General features: G+C 67.4%; 15 protein-coding genes. 4 read left to right on the forward strand and 11 right to left on the reverse strand.

Going from position 1 to position 15695, the window contains the following annotated elements; genetic code table 11:
• Nucleotides 1–27: 27 nt before the first annotated feature.
• The 9 genes from ACEL92_RS20815 to ACEL92_RS20855 all read right to left on the reverse strand — a co-directional run bounded on the left by ACEL92_RS20815 (nucleotide 28) and on the right by ACEL92_RS20855 (nucleotide 8520).
• Nucleotides 28–636: a hydrogenase maturation protease gene (locus ACEL92_RS20815; protein WP_374022544.1), complete on the reverse strand. Its 609-nt coding sequence runs from the start codon at nucleotides 634–636 to the stop codon at nucleotides 28–30.
• Nucleotides 633–1925, reverse strand: coding sequence for a Ni/Fe hydrogenase subunit alpha (locus ACEL92_RS20820; protein ID WP_374022545.1), 1293 nt, complete (start codon nucleotides 1923–1925; stop codon nucleotides 633–635). The genes ACEL92_RS20815 and ACEL92_RS20820 overlap by 4 nt, the downstream gene beginning before the upstream one ends.
• Nucleotides 1922–2680, reverse strand: coding sequence for an oxidoreductase (locus ACEL92_RS20825; protein WP_374022546.1), 759 nt, complete (start codon nucleotides 2678–2680; stop codon nucleotides 1922–1924). The genes ACEL92_RS20820 and ACEL92_RS20825 overlap by 4 nt, the downstream gene beginning before the upstream one ends.
• Nucleotides 2680–3534, reverse strand: a complete 855-nt coding sequence (locus ACEL92_RS20830) for an FAD/NAD(P)-binding protein (RefSeq protein ID WP_374022547.1) — start codon at nucleotides 3532–3534, stop codon at nucleotides 2680–2682. The genes ACEL92_RS20825 and ACEL92_RS20830 overlap by 1 nt, the downstream gene beginning before the upstream one ends.
• Nucleotides 3527–4651: a 4Fe-4S dicluster domain-containing protein gene (locus ACEL92_RS20835; RefSeq protein ID WP_374022548.1), complete on the reverse strand. Its 1125-nt coding sequence runs from the start codon at nucleotides 4649–4651 to the stop codon at nucleotides 3527–3529. Before ACEL92_RS20835 ends, ACEL92_RS20830 begins: the two co-directional genes overlap by 8 nt.
• A gap of 57 nt (nucleotides 4652–4708) precedes the next feature.
• Complete coding sequence (locus tag ACEL92_RS20840) at nucleotides 4709–4837, reverse strand: hypothetical protein (RefSeq protein ID WP_374022549.1); 129 nt, start codon at nucleotides 4835–4837, stop codon at nucleotides 4709–4711.
• Between the two features lie 32 nt (nucleotides 4838–4869).
• Complete coding sequence (locus ACEL92_RS20845) at nucleotides 4870–5868, reverse strand: NAD(P)H nitroreductase (RefSeq protein WP_374022550.1); 999 nt, start codon at nucleotides 5866–5868, stop codon at nucleotides 4870–4872.
• A 124-nt stretch (nucleotides 5869–5992) separates the two neighbouring features.
• Nucleotides 5993–7171 (reverse strand): cation:proton antiporter, encoded by a 1179-nt coding sequence (locus ACEL92_RS20850; RefSeq protein ID WP_374022551.1) that lies wholly within the window; start codon nucleotides 7169–7171, stop codon nucleotides 5993–5995.
• A gap of 56 nt (nucleotides 7172–7227) precedes the next feature.
• Nucleotides 7228–8520, reverse strand: coding sequence for an MCE family protein (locus ACEL92_RS20855; RefSeq protein ID WP_374026309.1), 1293 nt, complete (start codon nucleotides 8518–8520; stop codon nucleotides 7228–7230).
• 164 nt (nucleotides 8521–8684) lie between these two features.
• On the opposite strand from ACEL92_RS20855, the gene ACEL92_RS20860 reads away from it, so the two are divergent.
• Both ACEL92_RS20860 and ACEL92_RS20865 read left to right on the forward strand, forming a co-directional pair.
• Complete coding sequence (locus ACEL92_RS20860; protein WP_374022552.1) at nucleotides 8685–9173, forward strand: glutathione peroxidase; 489 nt, start codon at nucleotides 8685–8687, stop codon at nucleotides 9171–9173.
• A 180-nt stretch (nucleotides 9174–9353) separates the two neighbouring features.
• Nucleotides 9354–10376 (forward strand): methyltransferase, encoded by a 1023-nt coding sequence (locus tag ACEL92_RS20865; protein ID WP_374026310.1) that lies wholly within the window; start codon nucleotides 9354–9356, stop codon nucleotides 10374–10376.
• Nucleotides 10377–10467: 91 nt separating this feature from the next.
• Here the strand turns inward: ACEL92_RS20865 and ACEL92_RS20870 are convergent, their stop codons facing one another.
• Both ACEL92_RS20870 and ACEL92_RS20875 read right to left on the reverse strand, forming a co-directional pair.
• Nucleotides 10468–11772: an EAL domain-containing protein gene (locus ACEL92_RS20870; RefSeq protein WP_374022553.1), complete on the reverse strand. Its 1305-nt coding sequence runs from the start codon at nucleotides 11770–11772 to the stop codon at nucleotides 10468–10470.
• Between the two features lie 102 nt (nucleotides 11773–11874).
• On the reverse strand, nucleotides 11875–13101 hold the full coding sequence (locus ACEL92_RS20875; RefSeq protein ID WP_374022554.1) for a PucR family transcriptional regulator: 1227 nt from the start codon (nucleotides 13099–13101) through the stop codon (nucleotides 11875–11877).
• Between the two features lie 112 nt (nucleotides 13102–13213).
• Between ACEL92_RS20875 and ACEL92_RS20880 the strand changes: the two genes are divergently transcribed.
• Nucleotides 13214–14041: an alpha/beta hydrolase gene (locus ACEL92_RS20880; RefSeq protein ID WP_374022555.1), complete on the forward strand. Its 828-nt coding sequence runs from the start codon at nucleotides 13214–13216 to the stop codon at nucleotides 14039–14041.
• 33 nt (nucleotides 14042–14074) lie between these two features.
• Nucleotides 14075–15688 (forward strand): benzoylformate decarboxylase, encoded by a 1614-nt coding sequence (gene mdlC, locus ACEL92_RS20885; RefSeq protein ID WP_374022556.1) that lies wholly within the window; start codon nucleotides 14075–14077, stop codon nucleotides 15686–15688.
• Nucleotides 15689–15695 lie beyond the last annotated feature (7 nt).

Here is a 15695-nt window from a genome sequence, read left to right on the forward strand (position 1 = left end):
CCCGGGAAGCCCTTGCCCGGCAAGGCTTCAGCGTCCTGACCCAAATCGACGTCCGGGCGAGGCTGCAGGCGCAGCTCGGCGTGGAGCTGGAGCGGGCCGGCCCTCATCGCCATCGCTGCCGAAATCACCGAGAATCTCCGTGCTGCGATCGCGTTGTCGACGAAAGCGATTGATCTCGGTGGCCACCATGCCGACCAGCACCGGCACGGCCCGGGCGACGCGAGGGGTTAGCCCGGCACCCTGGCCGGTATCCGCGGCCTCGACGGCGAAGACCACGATCGCGTCGGGTACCCGTTCGAGCTCTCGAGCCAGGGCGCGGGTGCGGCCGATGTCGATGTGGTGGGAGCTCAAGCCCCGGGGTTGGGTGGGCACGCCGTTGACGTCATAGCGGTGGATGCGACCCGGGTACGCCGGGTCGGCGAGCGCCGCGTCGATGACCACCGCCAGCCCCGCCCCCGTCCACGCCTCGACCAGTCCCATCGGCTCGGCGATACCCGTTCGCACAACGACATTCGGCCAGGCGAGATCGCGCAACGCGTCGGCGGCGGCGACGCCGACGCCGTCGTCGCGCCGGTAGCCGTTGCCGAGCCCGATGATCGCCACCCGGTGGGCGGCGGCGCCGCCGTTCGCGGTCATCCTCGCTCCACCGTCAGCTTCAAGAAGTGCGCCGAACACGAGATACAGGGGTCGTGGCTGCGGATCAGCCGCTCGCACAGCTCGGTCAACGCGGCATCGTCGAGCGAAAGGTGGCCCGAAACGAGATGGGCCAGGTCGGCTTCGATGGCCCCCTGGTTCTGCGACGTCGGCGGGATCATCGTCGCCGCCGACACCAACCCGTCCTCGTCGATTCGGTAGCGATGGTACAGCAGCCCGCGGGGCGCCTCGCTGACCCCGTGGCCGACGCCCGCTCGCGCCGGGACGTCGACGAACGGCCGCGAGGGGCGCCGGTATTCGGCGATGATGCGCAGCGACTCCTCGATCGCGTACACGACTTCGACGGCACGGACGACGATGCTGCGGAACGGGTTTCGGCATTCGTCCGAGAGGCCGGCCTCGGCGGCCGCTTGCGCGGCGATCGGTGACAGCGCGGAAGCGTTCAGCGAGTACCGGGCCAGCGGGCCGGTCAAATAGCGACCACCGTCGAGCGTCGCATGCAGGGCGGTGGAGTGCGGCAGCTGCGATTCGGCGACGTGCGCGGTGAAGTCGGCGACGGGGAACACCGGGCCGGCGCTGCGCGCGATGACGCCGTTCTCGATCGGGTAGGCGTCCGGCGCGGTGAGGGCCAGGAACTCGTGGTCCACCTCGAGATCGGGGAATTCGAATCCCGACACCCACAGGACCGTCGCCACCGCGTCGTCCAGCGCGCGGCGCAACTGCTCTTCGATCGGCGCGAAGTCCGATCTCGTTGGCACGGAGTAGAATCCGCCGAGGCGCACGTTGACCGGATGGATGGCCCGGCCCCCCACGAACTCCATCAGCCGGTTGCCCGCCTTCTTCAGCGCGAGCCCCCGCTCGACGACCTCCCGATGGTCGCGCGCCATGCCGACGATGTCGGGGTAGCCGAGGAAGTCCGGTGCGTGCAGCAGGTAGATGTGCAGCGCGTGACTGTTGATCCACTCGCCGCAGTACAGCAGCCGCCGCAGGGCGACGAGCTCCTCGTCCACCCGAACCCCGCAGGCGTCCTCGATCGCGTTGCAGGCGCTGACCTGATAGGCGACCGGGCAGATGCCGCAGACCCGGGCCGTCAGGTCGGGCGGCTCGGTATGGGCGCGTCCGCGCAGGAACGCCTCGAAGAAGCGGGGCGGCTCATAGATGTTGAGCTGCACGCTGTGCAACGCACCGTCACGCAGCGTGACGTGAAGCGCGCCTTCGCCTTCCACCCGCGTCAACGCGCCGACGCTGAGCGTGCGTTCGGACGAGTTCATGGGCGGTCCCGTTCGGCGGCGAACGCGGCCACGTTGAACGTCGAGAACACCCGGTCGACGCCGCCGTCTGACATCCCGTCGCGGCGCAGCAGCGGGATCAGTGTCGCGGTTCGCGGCGCCGCGGAGGGGCCGAAGCAGCCGTAGCAACCGCGATGGTGGCTGGGGCACAACGCCCCACAGCCGGCGTGGGTGACCGGCCCCAGGCACGGAATCCCCTCGGCGACAACCACGCACGTCACCCCGCGCAGCTTGCACTCGGTGCACACCGTCTTGGCCGGCAGCCGCGGCTTGCGCCCGATCAGCAGGGCCGCCAGGGTGTCGAGCAGCTGGCCCCGGTCGATCGGGCAGCCCGGCAACTGGTAGTCGACCTTGACGTGTGCCGACGCCGGCGTGGACGTCGCCAGGGTGTCGATGTATTCCGGCCTGGCGTAGACGACGGAGGTGAACTCGGTGATGTCGGCGAAGTTGCGCAGCGCCTGCACTCCCCCGGCCGTGGCGCAGGCTCCGATGCTGACCAGCACCTTCGACTGCTGCCGGATCTCCCGGATGCGTTGCTCGTCATGCCGGGTGGTGACCGAGCCCTCGACCAGCGACACGTCGTAGGGGCCGCCGACCGTCGCGCTCGAGGCCTCGGCGAAGTTGGCGATCTGCACCTGGCCGGCGAGGGTGAGCAGTTCGTCCTCGCAGTCCAGTAGGGTCAGCTGACATCCGTCGCAGGAGGCGAACTTCCACACGGCCAGCGTGGGTCGGCTCATCACAGCTCCTTCACCCGCAGCAGCGGTCCGGCGACGTCGTAGCCGACCACCGGGCCGTCGCGGCACAGCAGCAGCGGCCCCAGTTGGCAATGCCCGCACAATCCCGCACCGCACTGCATGTTCCGCTCCAGGGAGACGCGGATATTCTCGGCCGCAACGCCTTTCGCAAGCAGGGCCTCGGCGCCAAACCGCAGCATCGGCTCGGGGCCGCACAGGAACGCGGTCGTCCGATCGGGGTCAAGGACGAGCCGCCCCAGCGGCTCGGTGACCAGGCCGACCTCGCCGTCCCAGCCCGGGGTCTTGGCGTCGACGATCAGATGCAATTCGATCTGGGGGTCCTGCGCCCACTTTTCGAGCTGAGCGGCAAAGACGAAGTCGGCCTGTGAGCGGGCGCCCACGACGAGCGTCACCTTGCCGTAGCGTGACCGATCGGCCAGCGCCCCAAGTATCGCCGGGCGCAACGGGCACAGCCCGACGCCGCCGGCGACCAGCACCAAATCGCGGCCGACGGCTTCGGCGAGCCCCCACGTGGTGCCGAACGGGCCCCGCACCCCGATGACCGTCCCCGGCTGCGCGTCGTGCAGGGCGCGACTGACCGCGCCGACCGCGCGAATGGTGTGCGTGATCGAGCCGTCGGTGACCGTGGGATCGCCACTGATCGAAATCGCGGCCTCGCCGACGCCAAACGCGTAGAGCATCATGAACTCTCCGGGCTGCGGTGCGCGCAACACCCCACCGAGCGGTTCCAGGCACAGGGTCGCCGAGTCCGGGCTTTCCACCACGCGGCTGCGCACCCGGTACGGGTTGGGCGCCATCACCGACGAGGGCGCGGCGACGGCCGCCGCGTCAGTCATCGCGGGCCATCTTGTTCATCTCCTCGGTGATGTCGATCCCGGTGGGACACCAGGCGATGCACCGCCCGCAGCCGACGCACCCGGACATGTCGAACTGGTCATGCCAGGTGCCGAGCTTGTGCGTCAGCCAATGCCGGTACCGCGAGGCGCCGGACTGGCGGACGCTGCCGCCGCCATGGATGTAGGTGAAATCCGGCTCGAAGCACGAGGCCCAGTGCAGCCAGCGCTCCGCGTGCTCACCGGTCAGATCGCTGACGTCTTCGGTGCTGGTGCAGAAGCAGGTTGGGCACACCATGGTGCAGTTGCCACACGTCAGGCAGCGGCTGGCGACCTCGTCCCACTGCGGCGATTCGCGCGAACGGACCAGCAGATCACGCAAATTCAAGTCGGGCATCTGGCGACCCTTGCGATGCGACGCGGCTTCCACCGCGGCACGCGCCGCACTGAACTCCGCGTCGTCGGCCGTCCGGTGTGGGACGGCCGCGAGGACGTCGGCGCCCTCCGGGGTACCCACCTCGACCACGTAGGTCACGTCGTCACCGTCGAGTCGCTCGGTCAGCGCCAAGTCGTAGCCCGGGCCGGCCGCGGGACCCGTACCCATCGAGGCGCAAAAGCACAGCCCCCCAGGCTCGGTGCAGTTGACCGCGATCACGAAGATCTGCCGATGCCGGCGCACGAAGGAACCGTCGCGAAACTCGCCGCGGCCGAGGACGCGATCAAGCGTCGCGATCGCCGCCAGGTCACATCCGCGCACACCGAGGAACGCGTAGCGCGGAATCTCCTCCTCCGCCCCGCCATCGGAGAAGCCGTCCCGGGTGCCCGCCCACAGCCGGCGCCGCGCCGGGTGCAGAAACTGCTTCCAGGACTGCGGCCCGGCCGAGTGCCCGAACGCGGCGTCGTCGTCGCGGCGGCGCACCCGATAATGCCCGGGAGCCACCTCGACGCCCCACCCCCGCGGTAGGTCGGCGGCAGAATGCAATTGATCGAGGACAATCGCGTTGTCCCGCAACGTCGGACCGATCACGCGGTATCCCCGCTCGATCAGTACCTCGACGAGGCGATGTAACCCGGCGGTGCCGAATGAGGCGGCACCGTAATCCTCGCCGCATCCGCCCATCGGCTCACCATCTCCAGTTCGGCTGTGCTGTATAGGGGTTCGCCACGGTGACACCAGCTACGACGCCTCGGCCCGCGCGACCAGGACGACCAGCGCCTCGATGCGGTCCGAGCGGCGCAGCAACGGGTTGCGGTCGAAAACGCGCGCCAATCGCCAGCGGCGGGGGTTGAAGGTGAATGTGTCCATGGTTTCCTCTGCGCCACAACGGTTTCGCCGATTCAGAGGGTGACCCGGCGCTCGTGATCGGTCATCCATTCGACGAAGTCTCCCAGCTCGCGCCGCGGCGTGGCCGGCAACGGGTCCGCGTTGATCGGCGCCCACCCGACGCGCAGCAGCATCTGCGGGTAGTGGCTGTCGCCGAAGATGTCGGATTGGACCGCCGCGCGAGTGCCGGGCGTTTCCAGCGGTTCGGTCACCGGGCAACTGACCAGCCCCAGCGACGTCGCGGTGAGCAGCACGACGCTGGTCGCCTCACCGGCGCGCAGCTGGGCGAGACGGTCGTCGTCGCGGGTGCCCAGCGCCAGCACCACGGCGTTGTCGTCGGCCGGCGAGGAGTCGGGCGGCATCGGCAGCACCGGGCCGGCGAAGAAGCGACCCGGGATCTTCGCGGCCGGGTCCGGCGCGGGCGTGTTGCGGGCGGGAACGCCGGCCACCGACGCGTAGCGGCCGCTCCACGCCGCCAGCTCGGCCAGATAGTCCTGGTTCAGGTGATCCCGGACGGACTGCGCGACGATCTTCCGCAGGTTGTCGAGGTCTTCGACCTGGCACAGCGTCACCCCGTTGCGCGCCGCCCGCGCCGCCATCAGGGCGACGTCTCCCACCGGCACAGGCCACGAGCTGTAGTTGCGCCGGTCGGTTCGCCGTCGCGGGATGGCGGCGGCCAGCGCGATGTCGACGGAGTCGGCCCCATGCGGCGAAAGTTCAAGCGCGGCAAGATGACTCGGGTCGGCGGGATTCGGCAACCGGGTCACCTTGGACAGCCACCCGACCGCCGCCAGCGCGACGACGCAATGATGCAGCGCCGCACCGCAACTCAGCATCAGGTCCCGACCGTCCGGGTCGATGTTGGGCAGTTGGCGGCTGTCATCGGAGTACAGGTGCAGGCTCGTCGCGTCCACCCGCCACCGCCAGGGTTGCGAGTTGTGCACCGAGGGCGCCCGAGATGCCAGGCTAAGGACCGTCCGGACCATGCCGGCATCCGGAAAGCGGGCGTTCATGGGTCGTTCCCCTTCGGTCTTGCGTCGTCTTACCACGATCGCGGATCCCCGCCCGTCCGACGAGGGCACGACGGCTCTAGCGCAAGGGACTTTGGGCCAATCGCGCAGCTGGGCGGGCGACGCTTCAGTCGTGCCTTCGAGGCTCCGGATGTCCCACGGCGGTGGGGTCGTTGGTCACCTGGCTTCGCGACGCAAACGCGCCCGCGATCGAGGTGGCGGCGATCGTCAGCAGGGCGCCGAACATCAGCGCCGACGCTTCGCCCGCGACCAGGAGGTGTTCCTCGGTGCCGATTGTCGCCGCAGCCACCGGCACGCCGAGCTGCGCGGCCGACAGCACCGCCAGGGTCAGCGGTTGGCCGAGCAGCCTGCCGGCGCAGTGGGCCAGGACGGCGCCGAGGCCGAGCCCCGCGCCGAGCAGGATGAGTTTCGGGTGCGACCCCAGTTCGCGCACCTGCAGCGAAGCGCCGAGCCAGACGAAGAACAGCGGGCTGAAAAACCCCTCGGTGATGCCGAACAGCTGACGCGCCAACCGTCGCGGTTCGCCGACCATGCCGACCACCAGGCCCACCGCGAAGCCCGCCAGCATGACGGACACCCGCGCGCTCACGGCGAGCGCCGCCAGGCCGAACAGCACGATGAGGCTGGTCCGCAACTCCAATGCGAACCGGCGCTTCTCGGAGTAGACGTGCAGACGGCGGCGCCAACCGTCGGATCGGCGCAGCAGCAGGTACAACACCACCGCGCAACCCCCGATCGCCAGCGCACCCAGCGCGGCCGTCGGCGCGTGGCGTAGATCAATCACCAACGGCAGCAACACGATACATGCGGCATCGGCGACCGCTACCTGTGCGGTCACGGCGATCACCTGCGGCCCCTGCAGTTTCAGCGAGTCGATCACCGGCAGCGCCAAGGCCGCCGATGACGAGGCCATCAAGACCCCGTACATCGCCGCGTGCCCGGTCCCGAAGGCCGCCGCCAGGCCGACACCGAGCGCCACCGCGACGGCGCCGGCCAACCCCGCGCGCGCCAGCGCCCGCGGTAGCGACGAGCGCAACGCGCCGGCGCGCACCGGGACGTGCGTGCCGACGACGAACATGACCAGCGCGAAGCCGATGTTGGCGAGTAACTGGAACGTCGGGTTGGTGACGTCGACGAGGCCCAGCCCGGTTCGGCCGACGACCAGGCCCGCAATCAGCTCACCGATGATCACCGGGATCCGCAGGCGCGGCAGCGCGGCCAACAGCGGGCCGGCCAGCCCGATGGCGGTCAGCAGCGCCAGGGTGTGGAACCCAAACCCGGCCACGTCACCAGTCCCTGTCCGCCAGCACGAAGTTATTCTGCATTCTTCGCGCCGCGGTGCTAGGGATTGATCGTGTTGTCCCCCACCTGGCGGCCCCAGACGTATTCGATCGCGTACGGCGAGCCGGTGTCGAGATGGTTGTACGGGGCGATGCTGTTCCCGGTGTCCATCACCAATTCCGGTGCCGGCCACAGGTGACGGGTGATGGGCTGCCAGCACCCCGGGGCGCCGCCCGGCCCGCCGCGCGCGTTTACCCGCGGCAGGTTTTCGGGGTAGGTATACGGGTTCGGCGCGCCGCCGACGACGCCGGCCAGGCCGCCGACCAGACTGGCGATGGTGGCCACCGCCGACACGGGATTGGCCAACAGTCCCAGCCCGGACAGCGCCTCGGTGTTCATGTTCAGCGAGTAGCCGTTGAAACCGCCCTCGGAGGCGCCGGTGAGGGGCACCACGTCGTGGTAGTTGCGCAGCGTGCAGTAGATCGCCGGGCTGTAGGTGTCCAGCAGCTGCGCCGACGGCACCAGGTCCTGCGCGCCGCGCGCCAGGTACGGGCCGCCCTTGTTGAAGATGTCGGCGCCGGTGTTGCCGAACCCGGCCGCCGAGAGCAAGGCCTGATCCAAGTCCTTCTGCTGCCGGTTGATGGTGCGCGACGTGATCACCGCGTTGTTCAGGAAATCGAACAGATCGGGTGCGGCGTCGGCGTAGGTGTCCCCCAGCCCGGCCAGCAGCTGGACGTCGCGGCGCGCCTGCGGCATCTGCGGATTGACGTCATCGAGGACCGCGTTGGCGTTCACCACCGATTGGCCGAATTTGTCGCCGAGGCCGGTCAGCGCCTGGGCGGCGGCGCTCAACGTCAGGTTGAGTTTGACCGGATCGACCTTCTCGTTGATCGACACGATCGTCTGGAACAGCGTGTTGATCTCGGTGGTCACCGACCGCGCGTCGATCACCGTATGCGGGCTGATTCGTTGCGGTGACGGGTCTTTCGGCGTCGTCAGCGACACGTACTTGCCGCCGAACACCGTGGTCGCCTTGATGTCGGCGTCGACGTTGGCCGGGATGAGCGACAAATAACGCGGGTACACCTCGAGCGTGAACTTGGCGGCCGGCTTGCCGTCGCGCACCGTCTCGGAGATGTTGCCGACGCGGCCGATCTCCACCCCGTTATAGGTGACCTTCGAGCCGGGATCCATCACCAGCCCGGCCCGTGACGCCAGCATCGTCAGCTTCGTCTTCGCGGTGAACCCGCCGCGGAACTGCACGTATACCAGGGTGAAAACGATGGCCAGGATGATCAGCACGCCCACCGCGATCCATCGGTACGGCGGGAGCCGTTGGGAGTTGATCTGCACCGGCGAAGACGTTGGCACCAGCGCCTCACACCCCCCTGCGTCTCGTTCCCGGCCCCGCACGCGTATTCAATAACGAAGTCCACAGGAATCTACCTTGGGGGCGGTCATTATGCGAACCGCCGTTTGCAGAATCAGGAGCCGGGATTTGCGTTAGCGTCGTCGGCGTGACCCTCAAAGACATCCCCTTGACCACCCTCGACGGCCGGCCGACCACGCTGGCCGAATTGGCCGACGGCGCAACGCTGGTTGTCAACGTCGCCTCGAAGTGTGGACTCACTCCGCAATACACCGCCCTGGAGAAGCTCGCCGAGGACTATGGCGAGCGCGGCTTGACCGTCGTCGGCGTGCCCTGCAACCAGTTCATGGGCCAGGAGCCGGGCACAGCCGAGGAGATCCAGGAGTTCTGTTCGACGACGTACGGCGTGACGTTCCCGCTGCTGGCCAAGGCCGACGTCAACGGCGACGACCGGCATCCGCTCTACGCCGAGCTGACCAAGGCCGCCGATTCCGCCGGCGAGGCCGGCGACATCCAGTGGAATTTCGAGAAGTTCCTGATCGCGCCCGACGGTCAGGTGGTGCAGCGGTTCCGGCCCCGTACCGCACCGGACGCGCCCGAGGTGATCAGCGCCATCGAGGCCGTGCTGCCCGGATAGGGGCATATCAGCTACCACCCTGGGCGAAGATGCGCCACGCGAACGATCGGTCAGACGCCCACTGCCGCGACTGCCACGGCCCCGAGCCCAAGGAGAACGATGCCGCCGAATCCACCGACATCGACCCCGAAGCTGCCACCCGCCCGGGTGGCTCGCGCTGTCGAGCGCGTCCGCCATCACGTGGGGCGCTTATACCAGCGACTGGCACCTCCGCCGATCACGGTCGTTGACATCATCTTCGGGGCCTTTCTGTCGCAGGCCGTCGCCGCGTCCGCCCAACTCGGTGTCGCCGACGCGCTTGCTGCGGGCCCATTGACCAAGGAGGAGCTGGCGCAGCGCGTCGGGGCCGACCCGGACAGCCTGGCGCGGCTAATGCGGTTGCTGATCAGCCGCGGCGTGTTTCGTAGGCGCCGCGACGGCCGTTACGCGCTCAACGCGCTGGCCGACACGTTGCGCACTGACTCACCTGTCTCCATGCGTGGGATTGCCCTGTTGTACGGCTCGCCGCAGCATCGGGCGAACTGGACGCGGCTGGCGGATGCAGTCCGGACCGGGGAGCCGAACCCGCCGAAAGTGTTAGGAAAGGACCTCTTCGCCTACCTCTCCGATGACCCCGAGTTCGCTGAGATATTCAACGATGCGATGACCTCAACGTCGTCGGTGTTAGAAGCAGCGGTGGTCGCGGCATACGACTTCGCCAATTTCGGCGTCATCGCCGACATTGGTGGCGGCCACGGCCGGCTACTGTCGTCCCTCCTCGCCGCCGCACCCAATGCCCGCGGTGTGCTGTTCGACCTCCCGCAGGCTGTCGAGGGAGCACCGCCGGTGTTGACCGCACACGGTGTCGCCGACCGCGTGACAGTGGTCGGCGGGTCGTTCTTCGAAAGCGTGCCGTCCGCTGATGCCTACGTGATGAAGAACGTCATCCACGACTGGCCCGATGACAAAGCCATCGCGATCCTCGGCACCATCAAAGCCGCGGCCCCTGCGGGGGCGAAATTGCTGCTGCTGGAGATGGTCGTCCCCGATCACAACCGCGAATACCTCGGCCACTATGCCGATATAGAGATGCTGGTTTTGGCGGGCGCCTTGGAACGCGGCCTCGAGCAGTGGACCGACCTCCTGCGGCGCGGGGGCTTCCGGTTGCAGCGCGTGGTGCAGACGGCGGGCCCCCTGTGCGTCATCGAAGCCGTGCCCACTTAGAGGCGCCGGGACACCGCCCGGCATGCCTCATCGTCGTTCCTTCTTTGGGGCACGAAGACGCCCCCGGCGTTCCGTTGTGTCGGCGAGCGGATCACCCCGACACCAGGGGGCGCCGCGCGGCACGCTCGCGCGGGCTGACTCGCCCGGCGCGGCATGGCCGGGCGTCTGGGTGAGGTCGTCCAAGGTAGAAGCCTTGGCCGTATTCGACACCGAGACGGATCAGCGTCTGTAACTGGCCGGCTGTCTCCACAGCTTCAGCCACTACCTTCGCGTGGAGCTCGGATGCCAGCGTGTTCAGTGCAATCGTCAACGCACGTTTGGCGGGATCGTCGTCCACGCCGGTGATCAACTCCCCGTCGATCTTGATGACGTCTGGACGGAGTCGCAGCAGTTGGGTGAAGCTGGCATATCCGGCGCCGGCATCGTCGACTGCCAGCTGTATCCCGCGGCGACGAAGACGTTGCAGACCCGCGGCTAGGTCATCGGGAAAGGGTTCGTGCTCGGTGATTTCCACGATCAGCGCCCGGCCCTGGCTCGCCAGCACGTCGTGAATCGCCGGCTCCAGCGCTGCGCGGGGACTCAGGTTGACGGCGACCGGACAATCAGTGGCGATACGGCGAGCGGCGGCCAGGACTGCGCAAAGCGCGGCATGTTCCAAGTCGACACCCCGGCCCAGGCGGCGGGCAGCGCTGAACCATTGCGTCGGGGTCAACTCCGGCGATGCGGGAAAACGTGTCAACCCTTCGTACGCAAATGTCGCACCACTTGCCAGATGGACGATGGGTTGGAAGGCGGCGCGCATGGCCTCCGGTTGCGCCATCACAGCGTCCAGCCGATCTTGCAGCCCCTTGAGCTCCACCGCTTCCGGTAGCATCACCGAAGCGACGAATTGCGCCGTGATGGCGTGCTGCCCGGGCTCGCCGTTGTCGGCCATCACGTAGGTCAAGGCGGAAACGAATTCACTGATCGCGCGCATCAGGTCGACATCTGCCTCGTTGAATGCATTCGGGGCTTTCGCGGCCAGCAACAGCGAGCCGATGGTGTCGTCGTTGTGCATCAGCGGAATCACCGCCCATGACCGGGTGCCCCACTGGGCGTTCATCGCGCGGACGCGTTGCGACAGTCGTGGGTCGACCTGCGCATCGTCGATGAGTTTCGGTCGTTTCTCCCGCGCGACGAGGCCCTGAAAACTGCTCTGCTTGGGCACCACGAAACCCGGCGTATTCGCAAGCACGCCGTGCCCGGAAACTGCCACGTACTCGTTATCGCTGGCACGCAGCAGCGTAATGGCCGCTCCATCAGCTTTGGGTAACAGGGCGCAGGCCTGTTCAGCGATGCGGCTCATCAACGACACTGGATCCGTCAACGTGGCCAGCGTCTGAACCAACCTCTCCACTTCACCGCCTCACCCAGGCCATCCGAGGGACGTTGTCGTCAGCAAGGACGATACCGATGTGCGCGCGAACGCGTGGGACCTTCAAAGACTGAATAAAAACCCTTAAGGAGCCGGCGGCCCAGCGGTCGTGGGCGGTGTCGACTGTGCGCCTGAAGCTTCGAGCGCCAGCGCGACTTGGGCCAGCCAGATGTTGTCGGTTAATGGCTTTCCGGTGAGCTCGGCGAATCGCCGCAGTCGGTAATTCACGGTATTGCGATGACAATGCATTTTTTTTGCCGTTGCCGCTACCGACTGGCCGAGTTGTAACCAACTTTGGACGGTGCTGATCAGCGGTTGGGCTCGCTCGGCCGGTAGCTGGAGCACCGGTCCTAAGGTGGCGGTCACGACAGCCTCGGCCACGTCGGGTGAGCTGGCGAGTAATACGGCCAGCACGTCGCGGTTGTAGCGAGTCGTCGGTCGGTCGTTGGTGGAGGCGGACATGGCGACTAGTGCCTGCGCGCGGGCTTTCGAGCAGTCCGCGATCGCGGTGAAGGGGCTGCTGAGGCCGATCAGGATCGGGACGTTGGCGCAGGCGTTCTCGGCGATGCTGTCCAGCGCGTCGGCGCGGCTCGGTCGAAGGGCCACGATCCCCAGTTGCGAATGAGATGCGAGGCGAAACCACGAACCTTGGACGGCGGGGTGCGCAGAGATCAGTGTTTCGATGTCGGGGGGCGCCGGCGCGGCCACAGGCGCGGCGGTGGCGGCCGCCATCACCGATAGCTGGCCTGTCCGGGGCAGGCCGAGGGCGGCGACAGCGTCCCAGAACGCCGCTCCGATGCTGGATTCGTTGAAGAGCACCGTATCGAGTAGGGCGGCTCGCACCTGTTCGTTGCGCCGCGCATCGCGGATCTCTATTTCACGGAAAACCGCATGCGCGCGAAGCGAATTGGTGTTCATCCACGCGAAGATGGACGGTGTCGCAGCGATGAGAGCTTCGTTGTCGAGTTCGTCGGTGACCGCCAGTTGTGCGAGCTCGTCCCAGATAGCCGCCGCGCCGAGGCGGTAGGCGTGCAACAAACTCGACAGTGTCAGGCCCTGGCTGGCACGATGACGCATTCGATTTGCGGTGTCGAGATCCCAGTGACCAGGATCGGCGCCGAGTTCAATCCAGGCGAGCATTTCCGCCAGGTAATCGGCGATGTTGTCGCGGACAGCGTCAGCGCTGTATTCACCGCTGGGAAGGTAGTCAGGGACTTCAGTGCCAAGCCGCGCGAGCACCTTCGTCACGATCTTGTCCGACTGTTGCCGCACGCGATCGACGAGCCCTGTTTGCGGTCGCTGCTGCAACATGTATCGAATCGTAAAGCGCCGCACGCCGTTGTGCCGGGGCACAAGGTGCGAGATTGCTACTTTGGGCTGCCGTTCATTGTGAAGCGCGCTTGCGGCAGCCACGATTCATGTCATGAACGCCGCCCCTGAGCAAACCATCGTTTTGGTCCACGGCCTGTGGATGACGCCGCTTGCGTGGGAGGACTGGGTAGCGCGTTACCGAGCCCGCGGGTTCACCGTCCTGACGCCGGGTTACCCGGGCGTGGCCCCGGGCCCGGCCGGGGTCGCAGCGCTTCGAGAGGACCCCTCACCGTTGGCCGACCTCGGGGTGCGGGAGGTCATGGATCATCTCGCCGAGCTCATCGGCGAACTCACCGAACCGCCGATCCTGATGGGCCATTCCTTCGGCGGTACTTTCGTGCAGCTCCTGCTTGACGCCGGTTATGGGCGAGCCGGAGTGTCCATCGACGGCGCGGCCGTCAAGGGCATCAAAGCGCTGCCGTTCTCCGAGATTCGGGCTACGTTTCCGGTATTGAAAAACCCTGCCAACCTGCGCCGCGCTGTGCCCATCACGGCAGCGCAATTCCACTACGCGTTCACCAACACACTCACCGAATCGGACTCCCAGGTCGCCTATGAGCGTTACGCGGTGCCGGTACCGGCGCGAATCTTGTTCCAGGGAGGCCTGGCCAATTTCACGCACGACGCGGCCACCACCTACAACTTCGCCAACGACGATCGCGCGCCGTTGCTGTTCATCGCCGGTGGCCACGACCACATTCTGCCGCCCGCGGTGCAGCATGAGAACTACACGAAGAACACCGAGCACTCGGCCGCGATCACCGCCTACAAGCTCTTCCCTGAGCGAGACCATTTCACTTGCGGCGCACCGGGATGGGAAGAAGTCGCCGACTTCGCCTTGAACTGGGCGCTGAATCCCGTAGCCGGGGAACTCGACTAACTCTTCTTTTCACTCACACGAAAGCGGCCACCCATGACCACAGTGCGCGACGCCATCCTCGACCTGTTCCGCTCACACAATCTGACCACCTGGTTCGGCAACCCCGGCTCATCGGAATTGGCTCTGCTGCAAGACTTTCCCGACGACTTCCGCTACTTCTTGGGTCTGCAGGAAATGATCCCGGTCGGGATGGCCGACGCCTACGCGCAAATAACCCGCCGTCCCGCGGTGGTCAATCTGCACACCGCCCCTGGCATGGGTAACGCGCAAGGCCAGATCTACAACGCCTACGTCAACAAAACCCCGCTGATCATCACCGCGGGCAACCAGCGCCGCAACATGCAAAACCAGTACTGCCTGCTGACCAATCACGAACCCACCGCGGTGCCTAAGCCGTTCATCAAGTGGGCAGCCGAACCCGCAATCGCCAGTGAGTCCCCGGCCGTGCTTGCCCGCGCGATCCACGTGGCCACCACCCCGCCGATGGGCCCGGTGTTCGTCTCCCTGCCGATGGACGACATGCCGATCGAACTGACCGACGACCAACTCGCCGACATCGCGGTGGTGCGCGATCGCACCGTGACCCACGCGGCCGGCTTCCCGACCGAGCTGGCGGAGCAGGTCGGCGCACAACTCGACGCCGCCACCTCGCCGGCGATCATCGTCGGCGGCGATATCGACCGCTACGACGCCTACGACGCGGTGATCGAGCTGGCCGAGCGCACCGAATCACCCGTGTACACCGCACCTTTGACCGGTTGGAGCGGCTTCCCGGAGAATCACCGGCTCTATCACGGCGCACTGCCCCCCGGGGCGGGCTGGATCTCCGGACTTCTCGGGGGCCATGACCTGATCCTCACGATCGGGACGCCGGTGTTCCGCTACTACCCGTTGGTACCGGGGCCCTACCTGCCCAGCGGCGCACGTTTGATCCAGATCACCAACGATCCCGACGAGGCCGCCCGCGCCCCCGTCGGCGACGCGATCGTCGCGGATATTCGCACCGCGGCGCGAGCCTTGGCGGCGGCGGTCAAACCCACCCAGCGCTCCGCACCCGCGCCGCGCGCCGCGGTCCCGCAACGGGTCTCGGAGCAGGTGCCGCTCAAGCCCGCGGATCTCTGGACCACCGTCGGTCATGCCGCGCCCGCGGACACACTGTGGGTGAGCGAGGCCGGCAGTAACGAGATTGCAATTACGGAGAGCATCCGTCCGGGAAATCCGCTCTCGCATCTGTCCTCCGCAGGCGGCGGACTCGGCTGGGGCTTGCCGGCATCCGTCGGTGCTCAAATCGCGGCGCCCGACCGCCCGGTCGTGTCGTTGATGGGCGACGGCTCGATCCAGTACGCGATCACCGCGCTGTGGAGCGCGGCACGCTACAACGTCCCGCTCACCATTGTCGTCGCGTCCAACGCCGAGTACGGCGTGGTCAAAGAGTTCGGCGTGTGGGAGAAGACCCCGAACGTCCCCGGGCTCGACATCCCCGGCCTCGACATCGTCGCGACCGCGGCCAGCTACGGCGTCGACGCCCACGAAGCACACAGCTCTGACGAGGTATTCGAGTTGGTGAAGGCCGGCATCGCCGACCGCGACCGACCCACCCTGATCAACGCCCGCACGACACCCGTGCCCGGCGGATTCGGCAGCTAGGAGACAT

This window comes from Mycobacterium hainanense (genome assembly GCF_041890355.1).
Taxonomy (GTDB): domain Bacteria; phylum Actinomycetota; class Actinomycetes; order Mycobacteriales; family Mycobacteriaceae; genus Mycobacterium; species Mycobacterium hainanense.